Origin of the sequence: Pseudoalteromonas sp. A25 (assembly GCF_009176705.1) — a bacterium.
In the GTDB taxonomy this organism is placed as follows: Bacteria; Pseudomonadota; Gammaproteobacteria; order Enterobacterales; family Alteromonadaceae; genus Pseudoalteromonas.
In genome coordinates, this window is the sequence record NZ_AP021846.1 from 1,615,658 (window position 1) to 1,632,565 (window position 16,908).

At 42.3% G+C, this 16,908-nt stretch carries 12 protein-coding genes; 3 read left to right on the top strand and 9 right to left on the bottom strand.

Translation table 11 applies throughout. The features are described from left to right. Positions 1-127: 127 nt before the first annotated feature. Positions 128-841: a metal-dependent hydrolase gene (locus GDK41_RS06905; RefSeq protein ID WP_172971567.1), complete on the bottom strand. Its 714-nt coding sequence runs from the start codon at positions 839-841 to the stop codon at positions 128-130. 206 nt (positions 842-1,047) lie between these two features. Next, on the bottom strand, positions 1,048-1,791 hold the full coding sequence (locus tag GDK41_RS06910; protein WP_152085711.1) for a YciK family oxidoreductase: 744 nt from the start codon (positions 1,789-1,791) through the stop codon (positions 1,048-1,050). Between the two features lie 186 nt (positions 1,792-1,977). Here GDK41_RS06910 and GDK41_RS06915 point away from each other — a divergent pair, with 186 nt between their 5' ends. Together GDK41_RS06915 and sohB are read left to right on the top strand one after the other, a co-directional pair. Continuing rightward, positions 1,978-4,422, top strand: coding sequence for a VolA/Pla-1 family phospholipase (locus tag GDK41_RS06915; RefSeq protein WP_152085712.1), 2,445 nt, complete (start codon positions 1,978-1,980; stop codon positions 4,420-4,422). Between the two features lie 78 nt (positions 4,423-4,500). Further along, the gene (sohB, locus tag GDK41_RS06920) at positions 4,501-5,505 is read left to right on the top strand and encodes a protease SohB (protein WP_152085713.1); all 1,005 of its coding nucleotides are present in this window, start codon (positions 4,501-4,503) and stop codon (positions 5,503-5,505) included. A gap of 53 nt (positions 5,506-5,558) precedes the next feature. Here the strand turns inward: sohB and GDK41_RS06925 are convergent, their stop codons facing one another. From GDK41_RS06925 to GDK41_RS06940, 4 genes are all read right to left on the bottom strand, one after another. Continuing rightward, entirely contained in the window at positions 5,559-5,933 is a 375-nt protein-coding gene (locus GDK41_RS06925) for a PH domain-containing protein (protein WP_152085714.1), read from the bottom strand. Between the two features lie 3 nt (positions 5,934-5,936). Then, positions 5,937-6,839 (bottom strand): ABC transporter ATP-binding protein, encoded by a 903-nt coding sequence (locus tag GDK41_RS06930; RefSeq protein WP_152085715.1) that lies wholly within the window; start codon positions 6,837-6,839, stop codon positions 5,937-5,939. Next, positions 6,836-7,645, bottom strand: a complete 810-nt coding sequence (locus tag GDK41_RS06935; RefSeq protein ID WP_152085716.1) for an ABC transporter permease subunit — start codon at positions 7,643-7,645, stop codon at positions 6,836-6,838. The genes GDK41_RS06930 and GDK41_RS06935 overlap by 4 nt, the downstream gene beginning before the upstream one ends. Positions 7,646-7,745: 100 nt before the next feature. Then, positions 7,746-9,566 (bottom strand): M2 family metallopeptidase, encoded by a 1,821-nt coding sequence (locus tag GDK41_RS06940; protein WP_152085717.1) that lies wholly within the window; start codon positions 9,564-9,566, stop codon positions 7,746-7,748. Positions 9,567-9,709: 143 nt separating this feature from the next. Here GDK41_RS06940 and GDK41_RS06945 point away from each other — a divergent pair, with 143 nt between their 5' ends. After that, positions 9,710-11,974, top strand: a complete 2,265-nt coding sequence (locus tag GDK41_RS06945; protein WP_152085718.1) for an acyl-CoA dehydrogenase — start codon at positions 9,710-9,712, stop codon at positions 11,972-11,974. A gap of 2 nt (positions 11,975-11,976) precedes the next feature. Here the strand turns inward: GDK41_RS06945 and GDK41_RS06950 are convergent, their stop codons facing one another. From GDK41_RS06950 to GDK41_RS06960, 3 genes are all read right to left on the bottom strand, one after another. Next, positions 11,977-12,414, bottom strand: a complete 438-nt coding sequence (locus GDK41_RS06950; RefSeq protein WP_152085719.1) for a hypothetical protein — start codon at positions 12,412-12,414, stop codon at positions 11,977-11,979. A gap of 127 nt (positions 12,415-12,541) precedes the next feature. Further along, complete coding sequence (locus tag GDK41_RS06955; protein ID WP_442960198.1) at positions 12,542-15,688, bottom strand: efflux RND transporter permease subunit; 3,147 nt, start codon at positions 15,686-15,688, stop codon at positions 12,542-12,544. 3 nt (positions 15,689-15,691) lie between these two features. Continuing rightward, positions 15,692-16,867 carry an efflux RND transporter periplasmic adaptor subunit gene (locus GDK41_RS06960; protein WP_152085720.1) on the bottom strand — a complete coding sequence of 392 codons (1,176 nt, stop codon included), beginning with the start codon at positions 16,865-16,867 and terminating at the stop codon, positions 15,692-15,694. Between the last annotated feature and the right edge of the window lie 41 nt (positions 16,868-16,908).

Here is a 16,908-nt window from a genome sequence, read left to right on the forward strand (position 1 = left end):
CCCACTTCACCCTGCGCAAAATGCGAAAAAGGAATGTCATCGGTTCGCGCTGTGTCATTAAACTATTGCACTGTATTTACCTTGCATAAAAGCAACGCTTTCACTGCGTTAGCTGTCGTGACCGGATTTATAACCATTGCTTAAAAATGTCTAAGTTTGGCATTAAGGGTATACGGGTAAGCTTGTTATGCCAAGATTGTAGGGTTTGTAATAAATCTTGTTGATAAGGTAGCAATAAGTAAATTGCCACAATGATAACTAAAAGTTGTAAGGTACTAGCAACAGGTGCGTTTAAGGAGACAGGCTTTAAAGCGCTGCCGAACGATGCCTTAAGCTCATTATTGTTGATATCAACACTGTAGCACTCATCGAGGATTAAATGCGTTAACATACCAACCGCAATAGATACACCCACCAATAAGGCACTATTAATTGATTTACCAGTTAATATCACTAAGTGAATACCAATAAGACTCATCATTAACACAAATAAGAGCGAGTGAGCCGCGCCTCTGTGTACCGTGTAACGCTCAAATAAAGGCTTTAATGCATACATGATCAGCACGTATGTGATGAATGCGCATAGCCAAAGTGCTAGTAAGTTATCGAAACTTATAAATATAGACAAGCAAATGGCAATACTTAGTGCAAAAATGGAGAAAAGACTATTGAGGGAACGGGACTTATCGGCATCCAGATCTGGTAACAGCCCAGCTAAAGAACCTATGATAAATAACATAAGTGTGTTGGAAACAGTTGTCAGCTCTGTTGCTAGTACTGTTGAGGTGAGCGCTGCGCTTGATATCACAGAGGCTTTAAAGTGAGTATCGAAATTAGCCACAAACATCCTTTAAAGAGAGGTATATCAGGTTAGTGATATGTAGGGATAAGGTGTTTGATATGTTACTGCGGATTTATTTTATCTACAACTTTCAACATATTACAAACTTAATTTTAGGTAAAGAAAAAGGCGGTGTTAAAAAGCCTATAATGGTGGTTGATGGCGAGTCAAAGGTACATCGCCATCTTTATGTTTCTTTAGCTTATCTACTTAGGCTGTGCGTCTATTGACTGGCCATTAATATCAGACGAGTCATCGCTCATTAGGTACAAGTATGTGTTCATTAATTCTTCAGGCGTTTTGAGCTTATCTTTATCTTCACCTGGGAATGCCGACGCACGCATACTAGTGCGGGTAGCGCCCGGGTTGATACAGTTAATGCGGATATTGGTTTTACCCACTTCGCTCGCCCATGTTTGCATCATGCCCTCTGTTGCAAACTTAGAGATTGCATATGCTCCCCAGAACTCACGTCCTTGGCGACCGACGCCAGAAGAGGTAAAAATAACAGAAGCATTGGGCGCTTTACGAAGTAATGGAAACATATACTTAGTGATCATAGCTTGCGCAGTAACGTTGACTTTCATAATGTTTTCAAATGTTGACACACAAAAATGTTCAAGCGGACCAAGTGACCCTAAAATTGATGCATTATTGAGTAACCCATCTAATTTCCCAAACTGCTGTTCAATTGTTGCGGCTAAATCACGATAGTTTTGTTTTGTAGCACCGCGCATATCTAAGGGGACGATAGCTGGCTCAGGGTAACCTAAGTTGACGATTTCGTCGTATACGCACTCTAGCTTTTTGGTTGTTTTTCCGAGTAATATGACGGTTGCGCCATGTTTTGCGTAGGTAAGAGCTGCGACTCTACCGATACCGTCACCAGCACCGGTTATTAAAATTGTTTTGTTCTGTAGGGCGTTTGCCGGGGCTTTATAATCGTGCATTTTTAACCTCAACTGGTAATTTTTCGGCATTTTACCACAAGTTATCGAATTTATTGTAAATATAGGTGGCGAAAGGCTACACTTTACGTTAACTTTAACTGGTCTAATGTCTTATTAAAAACACAATTACATAGTTTTAACGAATTAGAGCACTAATAATAATAAGATTATGTCGGAGCCTATAAAATGAAAAAAATGCTACTCTCACTCGCGGTTTCTTCAGTCCTCGTTGGCTGTGGTGGCGGTGAAACATTAGAAGATGTAAAAAAGGATTCTACACCAGTACTGCCCTCAGCAAGTATTAAATTTGACCCATCAAACAGTGTAATTTCTGTACCAAATGATTTATTACTTAATGGCACCAAAGATGGAACCCTTAATTTGCCAGGTGAGTTAGATCAAAATGGCAGCCCAGCACTCGCTCGTGCTAATTATGCATCGCCTTCTTTATCCCTAGGTGCACTTGATGGCTGGTCTACACAAATGCCTTATGTGATTAATTTGGATGTGCCTGTGGGGCAATCAATTAGTGCGCAGTCTGTAAGTGACCCATCGTCAGTGCGCATTTTTGAAGTCGTTATGGGGGCAGACCAAAGCGATGAGCAATGTAAGTCTGTGCCTGCGGGTATTGCTTGTCGTGTCGTTGGTGAGTTAACCAACGGCTTGACTGGCGATTTTATTTCCGCTTTAAACAGTACGAAAGATGGTATTGCAATACAGCCGCTTAAGCCTTTTAAGGCTGGTAAGACTTATATTACAGTATTAACTGACTCACTAAAAATGGAAGATGGCCGTTCGATTAAGGCTTCGTCTACCTATACCTTATTACGTCAAGACGCGCCGTTGGTAACTGATACACAGCTGAAATTACAAGCAGTAATTAAAAGCTATGAAAATGCGGTTACCTCTGAAGGTAGCTTGGCTAAAGAAAATATTATTTACACAGCCGCTGCAACGATGCAATCAGTGGGCCCAGTTGTTGGCACAGTTAAAAAGCTTATGGCAGCAAGTTTAGCTGCGGGTACAAACCCCAAGCTAACGGTTCCTGAGCAACCCATGATGACTGTTGCTGATGCACTCGCAGCGGTGATCCCAGATCCACAAACTAGAGCACCATTTCAAGCTGTTCAATACATGCGCGGCAGTATCCAGCTACCTATGTATTCATCAAAACCAGCCACCAAAGACATCAGCAGTGCGGCAGATACTTATTGGCGCGCACAGTGTGATAGTGCAGTGATGGTTCAGGGGTATAAAGCGGCGATCGGCGGGACACTTCCTGCTCCGCAAGCAGATACAAATGACGCAGCGTGTGCTGCGATGTCTAATGGTGTATTACGAGATTTTGGTTTAGATCAAACGCGCTTTTTAACTAAATACAATACCATTCCACAAGTACAATGGTTGGCCAACGTGCCAGTACAGATCACCAAACCAATCCCACAAGCACTTGGTATTGAAATGCCAGCAACTGGTTGGCCTGTGGTTATTTTGCAGCACGGTATTACAACCAGTAAAGAAGCAATGCTGGGCTTAACACTTGCGCTGAGCGCTCAAGGTTTTGCAACAGTAGCTATTGACCATCCGATGCACGGTGAACGTGGCTTAGATATTGATGGTGATGGCATTGACGATTTTAATGCAACAAGTGGTAAAGGTTCTGTACTTGCTTATATGAACTTAACTTCTTTGTTAGCGGCGCGCGATAACTTGCGTCAGTCATCAGTTGACTTACTCGGTCTGCGTTTGGGCCTAAACTTTATTAATCCTGCGCTTGGCATTAACCCAACTCAGGTAAGCTTTGTAGGCCACTCATTAGGTTCTATCGTTGCTCCTAGTTTTATCGCGCATGCTAATTTACCTTTAGACCCGCAAGTTGACCCATTATTTAAAGTACAAAGTGCTGCGCTTGCCAGTGGTGGTAGTGGTATCGCTAGTTTCTTAGCTGAGTCTGAAGAGTTTGGTCCGTTCGTACAAGGCTCGGTATTGCTTGCTGCTAATAACCTGGCTACGAAAGGTTTTGTACAATTTATCGCGACCGACGCTGCTTCACAGTGTCCTGTTCCAGATAGTATTGATGTAAACCCGCAAAACCCACAATACTTGTCTGCGGTTGCTCCATGTGCTTTTGTTTACTATACAAAACACTTAACAGAAACAGGTGATACGCAATCTCTTGCAGCGATTAAGAGTATAATTCAGCAGTTTGTTTTTGCAGCACAAACAGCCTTAGATAGTGCAGATCCATTGAACTATGCAGGCTTAGTTCAAGCCGTTCAAACACCAATATATATGAATGTCGTGACGGGGGGAGTTGATGGTAATAAAGCAGACACTGTAATACCACCTACAACAGCAAACCCACTTTCAGGAAGTACTCCACTAGCGCGCATGATGGGGCTGCAAACCGTAACAGATACTCAAATGTCACAAACGCCAATGAGTTATGTTGTAAACTTCAGCCAAGGCCATCATGGCTCGGTAGTAACGACATCATATCGCGAGAACGCAGGTGGAACACAGCAAGGCCATGCAATGGCAACCGTTGAAATGCAAACTCAGATTGTGTCTTTCTTGAAATCAAAAGGACTCTATTTGCAGATAACTAACCCTGCAGTTATTGCTAATTAATTTCAATTGCTTCAGTATTGAAAGCCGCTAGTTAGCGGCTTTTTTATTGGTTAAAAATTAGATATCAGGGAGACAATATTGGCATTTTTATTTGAATACGGCTTATTTTTGGCAAAAGTCGTTACGGTCGTTGTGGCGATAGGTGCGATCATTGCGCTAGTAGTTGGTGCGAGTCAAAAACCAAAGAGTGGATCAGGTGAGGTTGAACTCAAAGATTTGTCTAAGCAAATGGCGCAGACAAAAGAGCACTTTATAGAACAAGCTTTAGATAAAAAGGCATTAAAAGCGCACCGTAAAGCTCAGAAAAAACAAGATAGCAACGAACCCGAAGGTCGAGTATTTGTAGTGGACTTTTCGGGTAGCATGGATGCACACGAGGTGAAAAGCCTTCGTGAAGAGATCACCGCCATTCTCAACATTGCTGATAAAAGTAAAGATCAGGTGCTTGTTAACATAGAAAGTGGCGGCGGCGTTGTGCATGGCTATGGGCTTGCAGCCTCGCAGTTGAATCGTGTTAAGCAACATGGCTTGCCTTTAACTGTGTGCATTGACAAAGTAGCTGCAAGTGGTGGCTACATGATGGCCTGTGTTGCTGATAAGATAGTTGCAGCGCCTTTTGCAATTGTTGGGTCAATTGGTGTTTTAGCCCAAGTGCCTAATTTTAATAAAATTCTTAAAAAGAATGATGTAGATTTTGAACAGTTCACTGCAGGAGAGTACAAGCGAACTCTTACGATATTTGGTGAAAACACAGACAAAGGACGAGAAAAGTTTAAGGAAGAAATTGAACATACTCATGGCTTGTTCAAGTCTTTTGTTGCTGAGCATCGTTCACAGCTTGATATGGATCAGGTAGCAACTGGCGAGCATTGGTTTGCCACACATGCCATCTCGTTCAATCTAGTTGACGAAATTAACACCAGCGATGATGTCCTCATGTCTTTGGATAAAACGCATCACTTATACAAGGTAAGCTTTCGAAGTAAAAAGACGTTTGCAGAAAAAGTTGGCTTGGGTTTTAGTGCTGCAATCGAAAAAGGTGGGTTGTCACTTTGGAGCAAGTTAAATAACGCTCGATTTTAAACGCTAATAGTAAAATCTTTAAAGCACTTGCCAAACAGCAAGTGCTTTTAGCGTTAAAGCGTATATGTACTAATTATGCGATACACTTCATTAATATTATCTCCGGCTTTAAACTCTTTGATAATCGGGGTTGGATCAGAGCCTACCCATAATTTTAGCTCTGAGTCTAAATCGAAATGACCAGCGCTTTCTTTACTAAACTTTGTAATTTTACTATACGGGATACTCAGTATTTCGACCTTCGAGCCTGTTACCCCTTGTTTGTCGATAAGTAACAAACGCTTATTTGAGAAGACAAACATGTCACGAATAACTTGGTAAGCTTTTTCTACATGCTCTCCTTCGACGAGTGTGTCATTGAGTAGCTCATCGAGTTTTTCGTTGTCTACCTCACTGGCGTTACCCAAAATACCGCTTAATAGTCCCATGGTTTAGTCCTTCTGGAATAGTTGGTTCTCTAGTGTATGGCCGTTGACCACTTGGCGATACTGCCAGTTATTTTTGTAGCAGTACTTAAGCAAGTGTATATCAAATTGCTCATAGTTCGCCTGATATTCAATTATAAACTCCTTATTTTGACTTTGTGACACGTAGAGTACGCCACTGAGCTGTTTTAGGAGTTCTTTGGCATCTTTGTATTGTTCCTGCAATTGCAAGGTGATGTATTTACTACTGCCTGTTTGCTCATTACGGTTGTGGGCAGATAGCACACCTTTATCTAGATATAAAACATGGCTGCATAAGCGTTCAAGCTCTGCCAAATCATGAGAGCTTAGAATAAAGCTAATTTCATCACTTAATGCACAGATAAGTGAGCGTATTTCTCTTGCGTTTATTGGGTCTAACCCCGCAGTTGCTTCATCAAGCAGGACTATTTTTGGCTTGCCTAGTAAAGCTTGTGCAATACAAACGCGCTTTCTCATGCCATGGGATAATTCGTTAATTTTCGAATTATGATTGTCGCTTAAGCCAACTAGTTCTAATACTCTTGTGGTATCTTTAAGCGCGTCAGTTTTGTTTAGACCTTGTAATGAACCGTAAAAGCACAACTGCTTTTGAATTGAAAACCTAGGATCAAGCATGGCATCTTGGGGGAGTGCAGTTAACTTGCCAAACAAACTAGGATGACCTAGTGGTTGTCCGAGTATAGTCACGCTACCACTATCAGGCTGCAGGTAGCCACATAAGACGCTAAATAACGTTGTTTTTCCCGCTCCATTTGGACCAACTAACGCTGTAGTTGTGCCTGTCTCAATATTAAAGCTTACGTCATTGAGCGCTTTTTTAGAGCCAAATGATTTAGATAGTTGATTAACTTCGATCAATGTACTCATAGTGAACGTCTCCTAAATACAAAAACGCTCAATGCAAGCAATGCACATGTCTGCACCAGCGGTATTAGCCAAAGCACTACAGGTACGCCTGCTTGTGGGGCAAGATCAAAAAGTTGTACACCAGGGAAAGCATAAAATAATAATTCAAGAAATGGTAAGTAACTTGTTACGAGCGATAGAATGCCATTACCTAAAGTGAATAACAAAATAGCCAGTACGATAGATAAGCGAGAAGAACTGCTAATTAAGTTTAACAGCGACATGAGCGCAATAAACGGCATAACCACAATGCTCAGCTGTACGGCTAGCTTGAATGCGAGTACAAAGCCTGAAAGTAGCAATTCAGGTGCTCGGTAAGTCATTACCCCCAAAGTAGCTAACGCGGTTAACGTTATTAGGCTCGTCAAAATGATGAACTGGCCCAAAAAACGCCCCAGTAGTATTTCATCCCGCGTACTACGCAGACGTAAAAACCGCAAGGTGCCACGTTGTCTATCTCCGACAGTTTGGTCTGAACACACAAATAATGAAAACAGCGGAAAGCTATATAATGCGATGAGCCAAAAAATAGCAAGTTCGGCTTGTGGCCAACTCACCAACTCCCGAAGTCCTATATTCCCGGCGAGTTCTTGAGCTAGATCTGAAAACTGAGGGCTGCTTAAAAATGGCACTGCATGACCGATGGGGTAGCGCAAAATCATAAGCCATACCATTGCAAAGGCAGCTAAGGCTAATAAACCTCGTTTTGTTGCAAATAGGCGAGTAAGCTCGAAAAGGGCTAACTGCCACACTCTGACTATATTCATATATTCTCCTTTGTTTACACAATAGCTTGTATAGCAAAGGAGATAAACAGCAAATATGTTTCAGAGTGTGGCTGCTTGTTACATTTAGAGTATTAACCCATTACCAGCCACACTGACGGCCTTTATTTTGTTCATCTAAATATTTTTGAAGCGGAGCAAAGTAATCTAGAATCGCTGTCGCATCCATTTGTTGTTTGCCAGTCACTTTTTCTAGCGCTTCTTGCCATGGGCGACTACTACCCATTTCTAACATTTCATTTAGCTTTTCACCGGCTTCTTTTGAATTGTAAATTGAACAACGGTGAATTGCTTCTTTGTTTCCAGCTATTTCACATAGTGAACGGTGGAAATCAAATTGCAGAATGTGCGCTAAAAAGTAACGCGTATAAGGTACATTGCCTGGTACGTGGTATTTTGCACCAGCGTCAAAATCAGCTTCTGTGCGATCGATAGGTGCTTGGATCCCTTGGTACTTCTCTCTTAAATCCCACCATGATTGGTTGTATTGTTCAGGGCTAATTTCGCCTGAGAATACTTTCCAACGCCACTGGTCTACCAACAAACCAAATGGAATGAATGCGACTTTATCCAGTGCCATACGCATTAACAAGCCGATATCTTTTGATTCATCTGGCACTTGGTCAAGTAAGCCGATTTTTTTCAAATAGCCAGGAGTAACAGATAACGCGATGGTGTCACCAATTGCTTCATGGAAGCCATCATTAGCACTGTCTTGGTAGAAAATAGGTTGGCCTTTATATGCGCGTTGATAGAAGTTGTGACCTAACTCATGGTGAATGGTCGAAAACTCTTCGCCTGTACGCTGAATACACATTTTGATACGGATATCATCTTGGTTATCCAAGTTCCATGCAGATGCATGACACTGAACGTCACGGTCGCGTGGTTTTAAAAATAATGAACGTTGATAAAAGGTGTCAGGTAAAGGTGCAAACCCCATTGATGTGAAGAATTTTTCAGCACCCCTAACCATATCCATTTCAGAGTAGTTATGTTTTTCTAGTAATTCTGTTACATCGTAACCGGGATCTGCATTTTCAGGTGCAACAACGTCATATATATTGCCCCATTGCTGTGCCCACATGTTACCAAGCAAATGCGCTGGAATAGGCTTGTCCTGAGGTACTTTGTCTTCGCCATACTGCTCACCTAATTTCGCCCTAACGTGGCAATGTAGTGAGTTGTATAGAGGTTTAACTTGCCCCCAAAGTCGGTCTAATTCTTGAGCAAAATCATCTGCAGGCATGTCATACTTACTTCTCCACATGGCCCCAGTATCTTTATAACCAAGCTCTTCTGCGCCTTCATTTGCTAACACAACTTGTTTTTCGAATAGTGGACGCATAGGCTTTGAAATTTGACGCCAGCCTTGCCATGCATCAAGTAACTCATCGTAGTTACGATTCGTTGCCATTTTACTTGTTAAATCACCAAGACTTTGGCAGTCCTGACCGTCTTTGCAGTATTTACCTTTAGCATATAGGCCATCAAGTTCAGCAAGTAATGACGCTAACTCTGCAGACTTTTCCGCATCCTGAGGCGCAGCCATAGTCAGAGACAACTTTAACTTGTCCATCTTTCTGCGAGTGTCTTCATTTAAGTCTAGCTTATCGAAGCGTGCGGCTTCGCTCGCCAAGCGCACCACAGTGTCGGTTGACTCTTGGCCTACACTTGCAGCTAGGGCTGCTGTATCTTCAGTAACAAAGTTAGCGTAGATCCACTGTGCTCGACTGCCACGGATAGCTAAATCTTCAAGGGTAGATTGTGCATCAGCTAGAAATTTTTCAGCATCTTTTTCTGTGAGTGTTTGCGATGAAGTTGATGTGGTATTACAGCCTGATAAAGAGAGTGCAGCTGCAACAACACAGGCCCCAAGGCTTAATTTGAATAATGGTTTCATTTGATTATCACTTGTTGTTATTGATGCGCAGCATAATAGCAGTGCAACACAAAAGGGACAAATAATGTGAGACCATCTGAGATGATAAATTGAGTTTGTGTAATTTTGCAGCATACTTAAATCGAGACGAACAGGAGGTCTATATGGGCATTATCGTTTTAGTTATCGTTTTAATATGTATTGTGTTTTTTGTGCAAACGCTGCGGTATAAGTTAATTACACTGCCAGCTATGCGTTATTTCAAACGTGCGCTACCAAAGCTCACACAAACTGAGCAAGAAGCAATGGAAGCCGGGGATACTTGGTGGGACTCGCAACTTTTTTCTGGGCGTCCTAATTGGCATGATTGGCATCAGATAGACGCTCCAAAGCTTAGTAGTGAAGAACAGTTTTTCATTGATAATGAGTTGGAAACTCTATTGTCTATGCTGGATGAACAACAAATTAGACATGATAAAGATTTGCCAGAGGAGGTTTGGGCATTTCTAAAACAAAATGGTTTTTTTGCATTTATCATTCCAAAAAAATTTGGTGGAAAAGCGTTTAGTGCCCAAGCGAACTCAACCATTGTGGCTAAAATAGCCAGCAAAAGCCTCTCAACAGCGGTAACCGTGATGGTGCCTAATAGTTTGGGCCCTGCAGAATTGTTAATGCATTTTGGTACCTCAGAACAACAGCAGCAATGGTTACCTAAACTGGCTACTGGTGAGGCATTACCCTGTTTTGCGTTAACGGCCTTAGAGGCTGGTTCCGACGCTGGCGCGATTGATGATTTTGGTGTTGTTTGTCAAAAAACCATCAAAGGTGAAAACGTCGTAGGTTTGGAGCTAACCTGGTCAAAACGCTATATCACCTTGGCACCTGTTGCAACATTACTTGGATTGGCTTTTAAGGCTTATGATCCCCACGGACTGCTGGGTGATAAACATGAGTTGGGGATCACATGTGCACTGATCCCAACTGAGCATAAGGGAGTTAAAGTCGGTCCACGTCATAACCCGCTTGATCAAGGGTTTATGAATGGAACCACTGAAGGTCATAAGGTCTTTATTCCACTTGAATGGGTTATCGGGGGCAAAGCGGGGCTTGGTAAAGGCTGGAAAATGTTAGTCTCTTGTTTAAGTGCTGGACGCGGTATTTCATTACCTGCGCTAAGCGCTGGAACCGCACACTTGTGCACGAGAACTACGACCGCTTATAGCGCGATAAGAGAGCAGTTTGGCCAATCTATTGCTGATTTTGAAGGTGTACAGGAGAGCCTAGCTCGTATTATCGGACTAACCTACAGCATTGAGGCTTGTCGGCAAGCAACAGCCCAAGCGATTGATATGAACAAAAGCCCAGCGGTGATCACTGCTATCGCTAAATACCACCTTACGGAGATGTCTCGTATTGTAATGAATGATGCGTTGGATATTCACGGTGGCAAAGGAATACAAAAAGGGCCTAACAATTATTTAGCGAATAGTTACACGGGGATACCAATTTCTATTACAGTTGAGGGCGCTAACATTCTAACTCGTAACTTGATGATTTTTGGGCAGGGAGCAACACGATGTCACCCGTATATTTTTCAAGAGATCAAGCTTATTCAACAAAGTGATGGTGTTGAACATGTCAGAGAGTTTGACAAGCTGCTAATGGCACATATCCAACACTCGGGTATCAACACACTTAAAATGATTTGGCTTGGTTTAACTAGAGGGCATGGGTTATCAGTGTCAAGTGCGGGTCCTACGCAACTATTTTATAAAAAGCTAAATTGGCTCAGTGTATGTTTGAGCGTCTGTTCAGATATAGCAATGCTGAAACTAGGAGGAGAGCTTAAGCGCAGAGAAATGCTATCTGCTCGCTTAGGTGATGTGCTGAGTCACCTATATTTAGCATCATGTGTTCTAAAAAAATACGAGCATGATGGTCGTCAGCAAGGCGATCTCAAGGCTGTTAACTATGCTATTTCACATCATTTAAAAGCCGGCTTTTTGGCGTTAGATGGATTTATTGATAATTTCGCTAATAGGGTTGTAGCGCAACTAATGAAGCGAGCATGTCATATATTTGGGCATGGCATGAAAGGACCATCAGACCAAGTGATTAGCCGTTTATGTAAAAGCACATTTGCCGATAAAAGTGCCCGTGAAAGAGTCAGCCATTTATGTGCTGTTGAACAAGGCAGTGCTATAAAAGAGTTAGAAGAGGCATATTTTGATTACAAAGCGACACTGCCGGCTCGCAATAAGTTTAAACAGTGGCAAAAAAGTTACAAAGTTTATGACTTTGATAAGTCGTTCGCTGATTTAGTTGAGATGGCAAAAAAAGATCAAGTATTGTCAAAAGAGGAAGCACAATCGCTCATCAGCGCGCAAGAAAAGCGCTTGAGAGCGATTGCAGTGGACGTTTTTGAGTGATGCTATCGGGCAAATGGGTCGGGGTTAATCTTATCAACGTACCATTTGCCTTTTTTTCTAAGCATTTGCACGCTACGCATATCGTCAACTTTGTCACCGTTGAGATAGCCTGTAAAGACTAAATTAACTTTTGCCTTGTCTCCGTATTGCTCGCGTAAGCTCGCATTGGTCATATCAACTTCAATGGTTACCTCATCAAACTGCATGTTAACAAGGTTTCTCGTAAATTGTGAAGCCGTCCCATAAGAGCGCATAATCCTGGCTAGTCTAGGTGTTGCGTGCTCAAGTGCAATATTGATGTTATCTTTATTGTATAGCGCATCAAAGTAAACTGTTGCTGCGTAGGATGGGTTACCTTCATCACCACGGGGAGTATCGTCGCCTCCACATGCAACTAAGAATACGCTAACAGCCACTAGAATAGTTTTTATCAGTTTCATAATAAATTAAATTAGTTCTAGATAATCTTAGTGTGTATTCAAATTACTGATATGTAAAGGTGTTGATGATATTGAAATAAAAAAAGCTCGTATTTCTACGAGCTTTTTGGTTGGGTAAATACAATGTTTAAACTTGTTCGGTGACTGCGTTATTCATGTCGGCTTTTTTTACGCGCTTTTTGAACAGCGCTTTAATATCTTCCAACATCACGTATTGACACGGAATGAGTATTAAAGTGATCACAGTTGCAAATAGCACACCAAACGCCAGAGATACAGCCATCGGGATAACAATTTGGGCTTGTAAGCTTGTTTCCATAATAATTGGCACTAGGCCCATGAAGGTTGTTAACGAAGTAAGCAAGATTGCTCTAAAGCGCAAGCATCCGGCTTCCACTACCGCTTGCTTGATAGATGCGCCTTCTTTGCGTGCTTTGTTTACAAAATCAACCATGACTAATGAGTCATTTACAACCACACCAGCTACCGCAATGATGCCAAAGAATGACAGGCTACTCATGGTCATACCCATTACAATATGACCTATTACTGCACCTACAACACCAAAAGGGATCACCGACATGATCAATATAGGTTGTGAGTAAGAACGAAGCGGGATAGCAAGTAATGCAAAGATAATCATTAGTGATAATGCAAAGTCTCTTACTTGCTCTGCCACACTGTCCATTTCTTCTTGAATACGACCTGCTACATTACTGGTTACTCCAGGGTAGTTCTTAAGTAAGGCTGGCAGGTAGTCATCGCGAATTTCTTCAGCGATTTTGAATGGTTCTGCTTGATTGGTATCAACTGATGCCCAAACATTGACTGTGCGCTTGGCGTTTTCACGTCTGATGCGATTTACACCATCAACTAACTTAACATCAGCGACTTCAATGAGAGGCACTTCGGCGCCTGATGGGCTAATAATACGTACATCTTGAATATCGCTGATAGAGTTACGAGCGTCTTTAGGGTAGCGGATCATTACTTTAATTTCTTCGCCATCTCTTAAAATACGCTGTGCTTCTAAGCCGTAATAGCTAAAGTTAACCTGAGAAGCAACGTCTGATAAAGTGAGGCCCATACTGTAAGCCAGCGGCTTAAGTTCAAGCTGTACTTCATCTGTTGCACTTTGCATAGAGTCGTTGACATCACCGACACCTGCAATGCCGTTTAACTTGGCTTTTAGTAGGTTAGCGACTTCTTTGAGTTGATCTTTGTTCTTGCCCTCTAAGCGGAAATTAATATCACCATCGTCACGGCCGCCGTTCATAATGCTGTCTTCAATATTAAGTGTTTTCACGCCTGGCAATGGTGGCATTTGTTCACGCCACAATGCACTGAGTGCAAAAGTATCAATTGGGCGTAAGTCTGGTTCCACTAATATAGCCATGATGTTTGCTCTAGTGCGGCCACGTAGGCTGACTGACAAATCTTTAACCATGCCTGTTCCATACTCAGCTTCAATTTGCTTATCTACAGCTAAGATCAAATCTTCAACTTTTTGAGCCGTTTGCAATGTGGCTGACTCAGAAGAAGACAAGTTCATTTCGATATTAATTTGTGGAAAATCATGCGGAATTTTAGGGTTGGCTACAAACTTAACCAGTCCACCAGCAAACAGGCCGCCCGTGACAATAATGATGCTTAAAAAGCCAACGATCACGGTATAACGGTAATGGATACAACGCTCAATGAACGGACGATAAAGGTTGTCGATGAAGTGTTTTAATCCACCATCTAACGCTGCGCGTAAACGATGGAATGGGTTCTTAGGGTTGCTAGGCTTGTTTTTCATCGCGGCTAAATGCGCAGGTAAGATCAATTTAGACTCAACCAAAGAGAACAGTAAGCAAAGTATGATCACACCACCAATCGCTTTAGAAAAAGCAGCCGCAGGGCCAGTTGCAAAAGTTTGTGGCAAAAATGCTGCGACCGTTGTTAATACACCGAATGTAGCGGGGATCGCGACACGTTTCACGCCACGAACAACATTGTCTAGGGTATGGCCATGCTTTTCTATTTCAGAGTGAACAGATTCACCAACAACAATAGCGTCGTCAACGACTATGCCCAATACTAAAATAAATGCAAACAGCGAAGCTAAGTTGATAGTGATATCTAAAGTGCCCATGGGCATCAGTAAAAACGCACCCAGGAATGAAACAGGTAGGCCCATCATTACCCAAAATGCCAATCGAACGCGCAAGAATAGTGCAAGCATCAACATTACTAAGATACCGCCGAGGATCATATTCTCGATCATCATATTTAGGCGGCCATTGAGGTAGTAAGTTAAATCAATCAGGGGCTCTATTTCAACACCTGCAGGCAGCGTTTTAGAGCGCTCAGCAAGGTAGTTTTTGATGGTTGCAGCAACTTTAGTGATATCCTGATCTTTAGAAGCTTGAACTTCAAAAGTGAGTGAGTTCTTACCGTTGTATTTAGAGTATTGAAGGCCTTCTTCAAAGCCATCGTGCACGGTTGCAACGTCACCTAAGCGAATTTGTGCACCGTCTTCAAGCGTTAGTAAAGGTAAATTCTCAAATTCATTACCACGATATGCTTGGTTTTCAACGCGCATTGAAATATAGCCATTTTCAGAGCGTATTTGGCCTGCAGACATATTGGCTGAAAAAGCTTTAACTGCTTGAGAAATGTCCCTAAAGCTTAGGCCGTATTCCCTTAGTTTATCCGGGCTTATCTCAATACCAATTTCATAATTCAAGCCACTATGAAACTCCACTAAGTTAATGCCGGGTAACGCGAGCATTTCGTCGTGAATAGTATTTCCTAACTCTTTAAGCTGGCCATTGTTAAGGTCGCCATACAAAGATAGCCACATGACTTCTTGTTTGAATTTATCGTAGCTTACAATTGGGCGTTCCATACCAACAGGGAAGCTCGGTATAGAGTCAACCTGCATTTTTACTTCGTCAAGGACAGTAAGTGGTTCGTAATGATCTTCAACTTCAATCCAAGTTTGCGAAAAGCCACGGTTGGAATAGGTGATCATACGCTTGATCCCTTCGAGTCCTTCCATTGCCTCTTCAACTTTAATGGTGATCCCTTCTTCAACCTCTTGTGGTGCAGCACCTGGGTAGATAGCTTGTACACTAAGCCAATGGCTTTCAAATTGTGGGAACATTTGTTTGCGAATTGAAAACGCAGTAAGCAAGCCACCAATTAAAATAAATATCATCAGAAGGTTTGCAGCAACAGGGTTGCGTGCAAACCAAGCTATTAAGCCTTTTTCAGTTGGCATACTCATATCTTACTCCTCTTTTAACGCAAGCTGAGTATCCGCTACAGGGGTCGTTGCATCATTTAGTCTAAGCTGCATGCCTTCTGTGGGATATTCAAGCGCAGAGGTAATAAGTTGTTCACCATTGCTTACGCCCGCATCAACAATCGTATGGCCATCATATTCGCGAATGACACTAAGCGACTTAAAGCTTAGTGTTTGGTCATCTTTGAGCACAGCAATGCGGTTGTCTTTTACCAAATGTTGAGGAATTGCTGCTGCATTGTTGATGGTTTTACCATTGATTTTTGCATTTAGATAAGCACCAAAGCGCAGTGCTGTGCGCTGATCTGAGTAAGGTTGGTCTACTTGAGCAACTAGGTAAGTCATGCGACTGCGCTGGTCAATTACGCCTTCGCTGCGGACAATTTTACCATGCCACTTTACTGGTTTACCTTCAACTTGTGCGGTTAACGTCACATCAGCATTAATGCCACCGTTAACCAGGTACTGTAGCTCGTTATCAGCAACGGGCAGGCGAATTTCGGCGACCGAAGTGGCGTTTAACACGCCAAACTGGCTACCGGCATTCACAACGCTGCCTAAACTTAAGTTTCTGCTCTCGATGATCGCATCGTATGGCGCTTTGATGTATGTGCGCTCTAGATTACGTTTAGCACGTTTCACACTTGCTTGTGCTGCTCGAAAGCTAGCTAGCTTTTCTGCTAGCTGTGGTTTGCGAAGATATAGCTCTGAGGGAATAGTTTCATTGGCATTGTCTTTAATTCTTTGCCATTCTGTTTTTGCTACATGAGCTTGGGCTTGCTCTATTTCAAGTGCTGAGCTTGCGCGAGCAAGGTTTGCCTCAGCTTCAATCAATGCAGCTTCATAGTCGTTCGGATCGATACGGGCAAGGATATCGCCTTTTTTTACAAATCCACCTCTTACAAAAGAATTTGATACAGCAATCACTTGGCCACTTACTTGAGCCACGAGTTCAGTACTGTATTTAGGTTTTACCAGACCATATGAGTCAACGTTTAACTGCATGGGGGCAACCATAATCGGTTTTGCTTCAACAAGCGGGTGAATTACTTGTTCAGATTTTTTCTCAGGAGGTTGTTTCATTGCCGAAAAGGCAACTGCAGCGCCAATGCCTCCTAATAATACCGCAAGGGGTAAGAATATTTGTTTTTTACTAGCCACGTTATCTTCCTTCCAACTGTTGATGTTGTAGGTATCAGTGT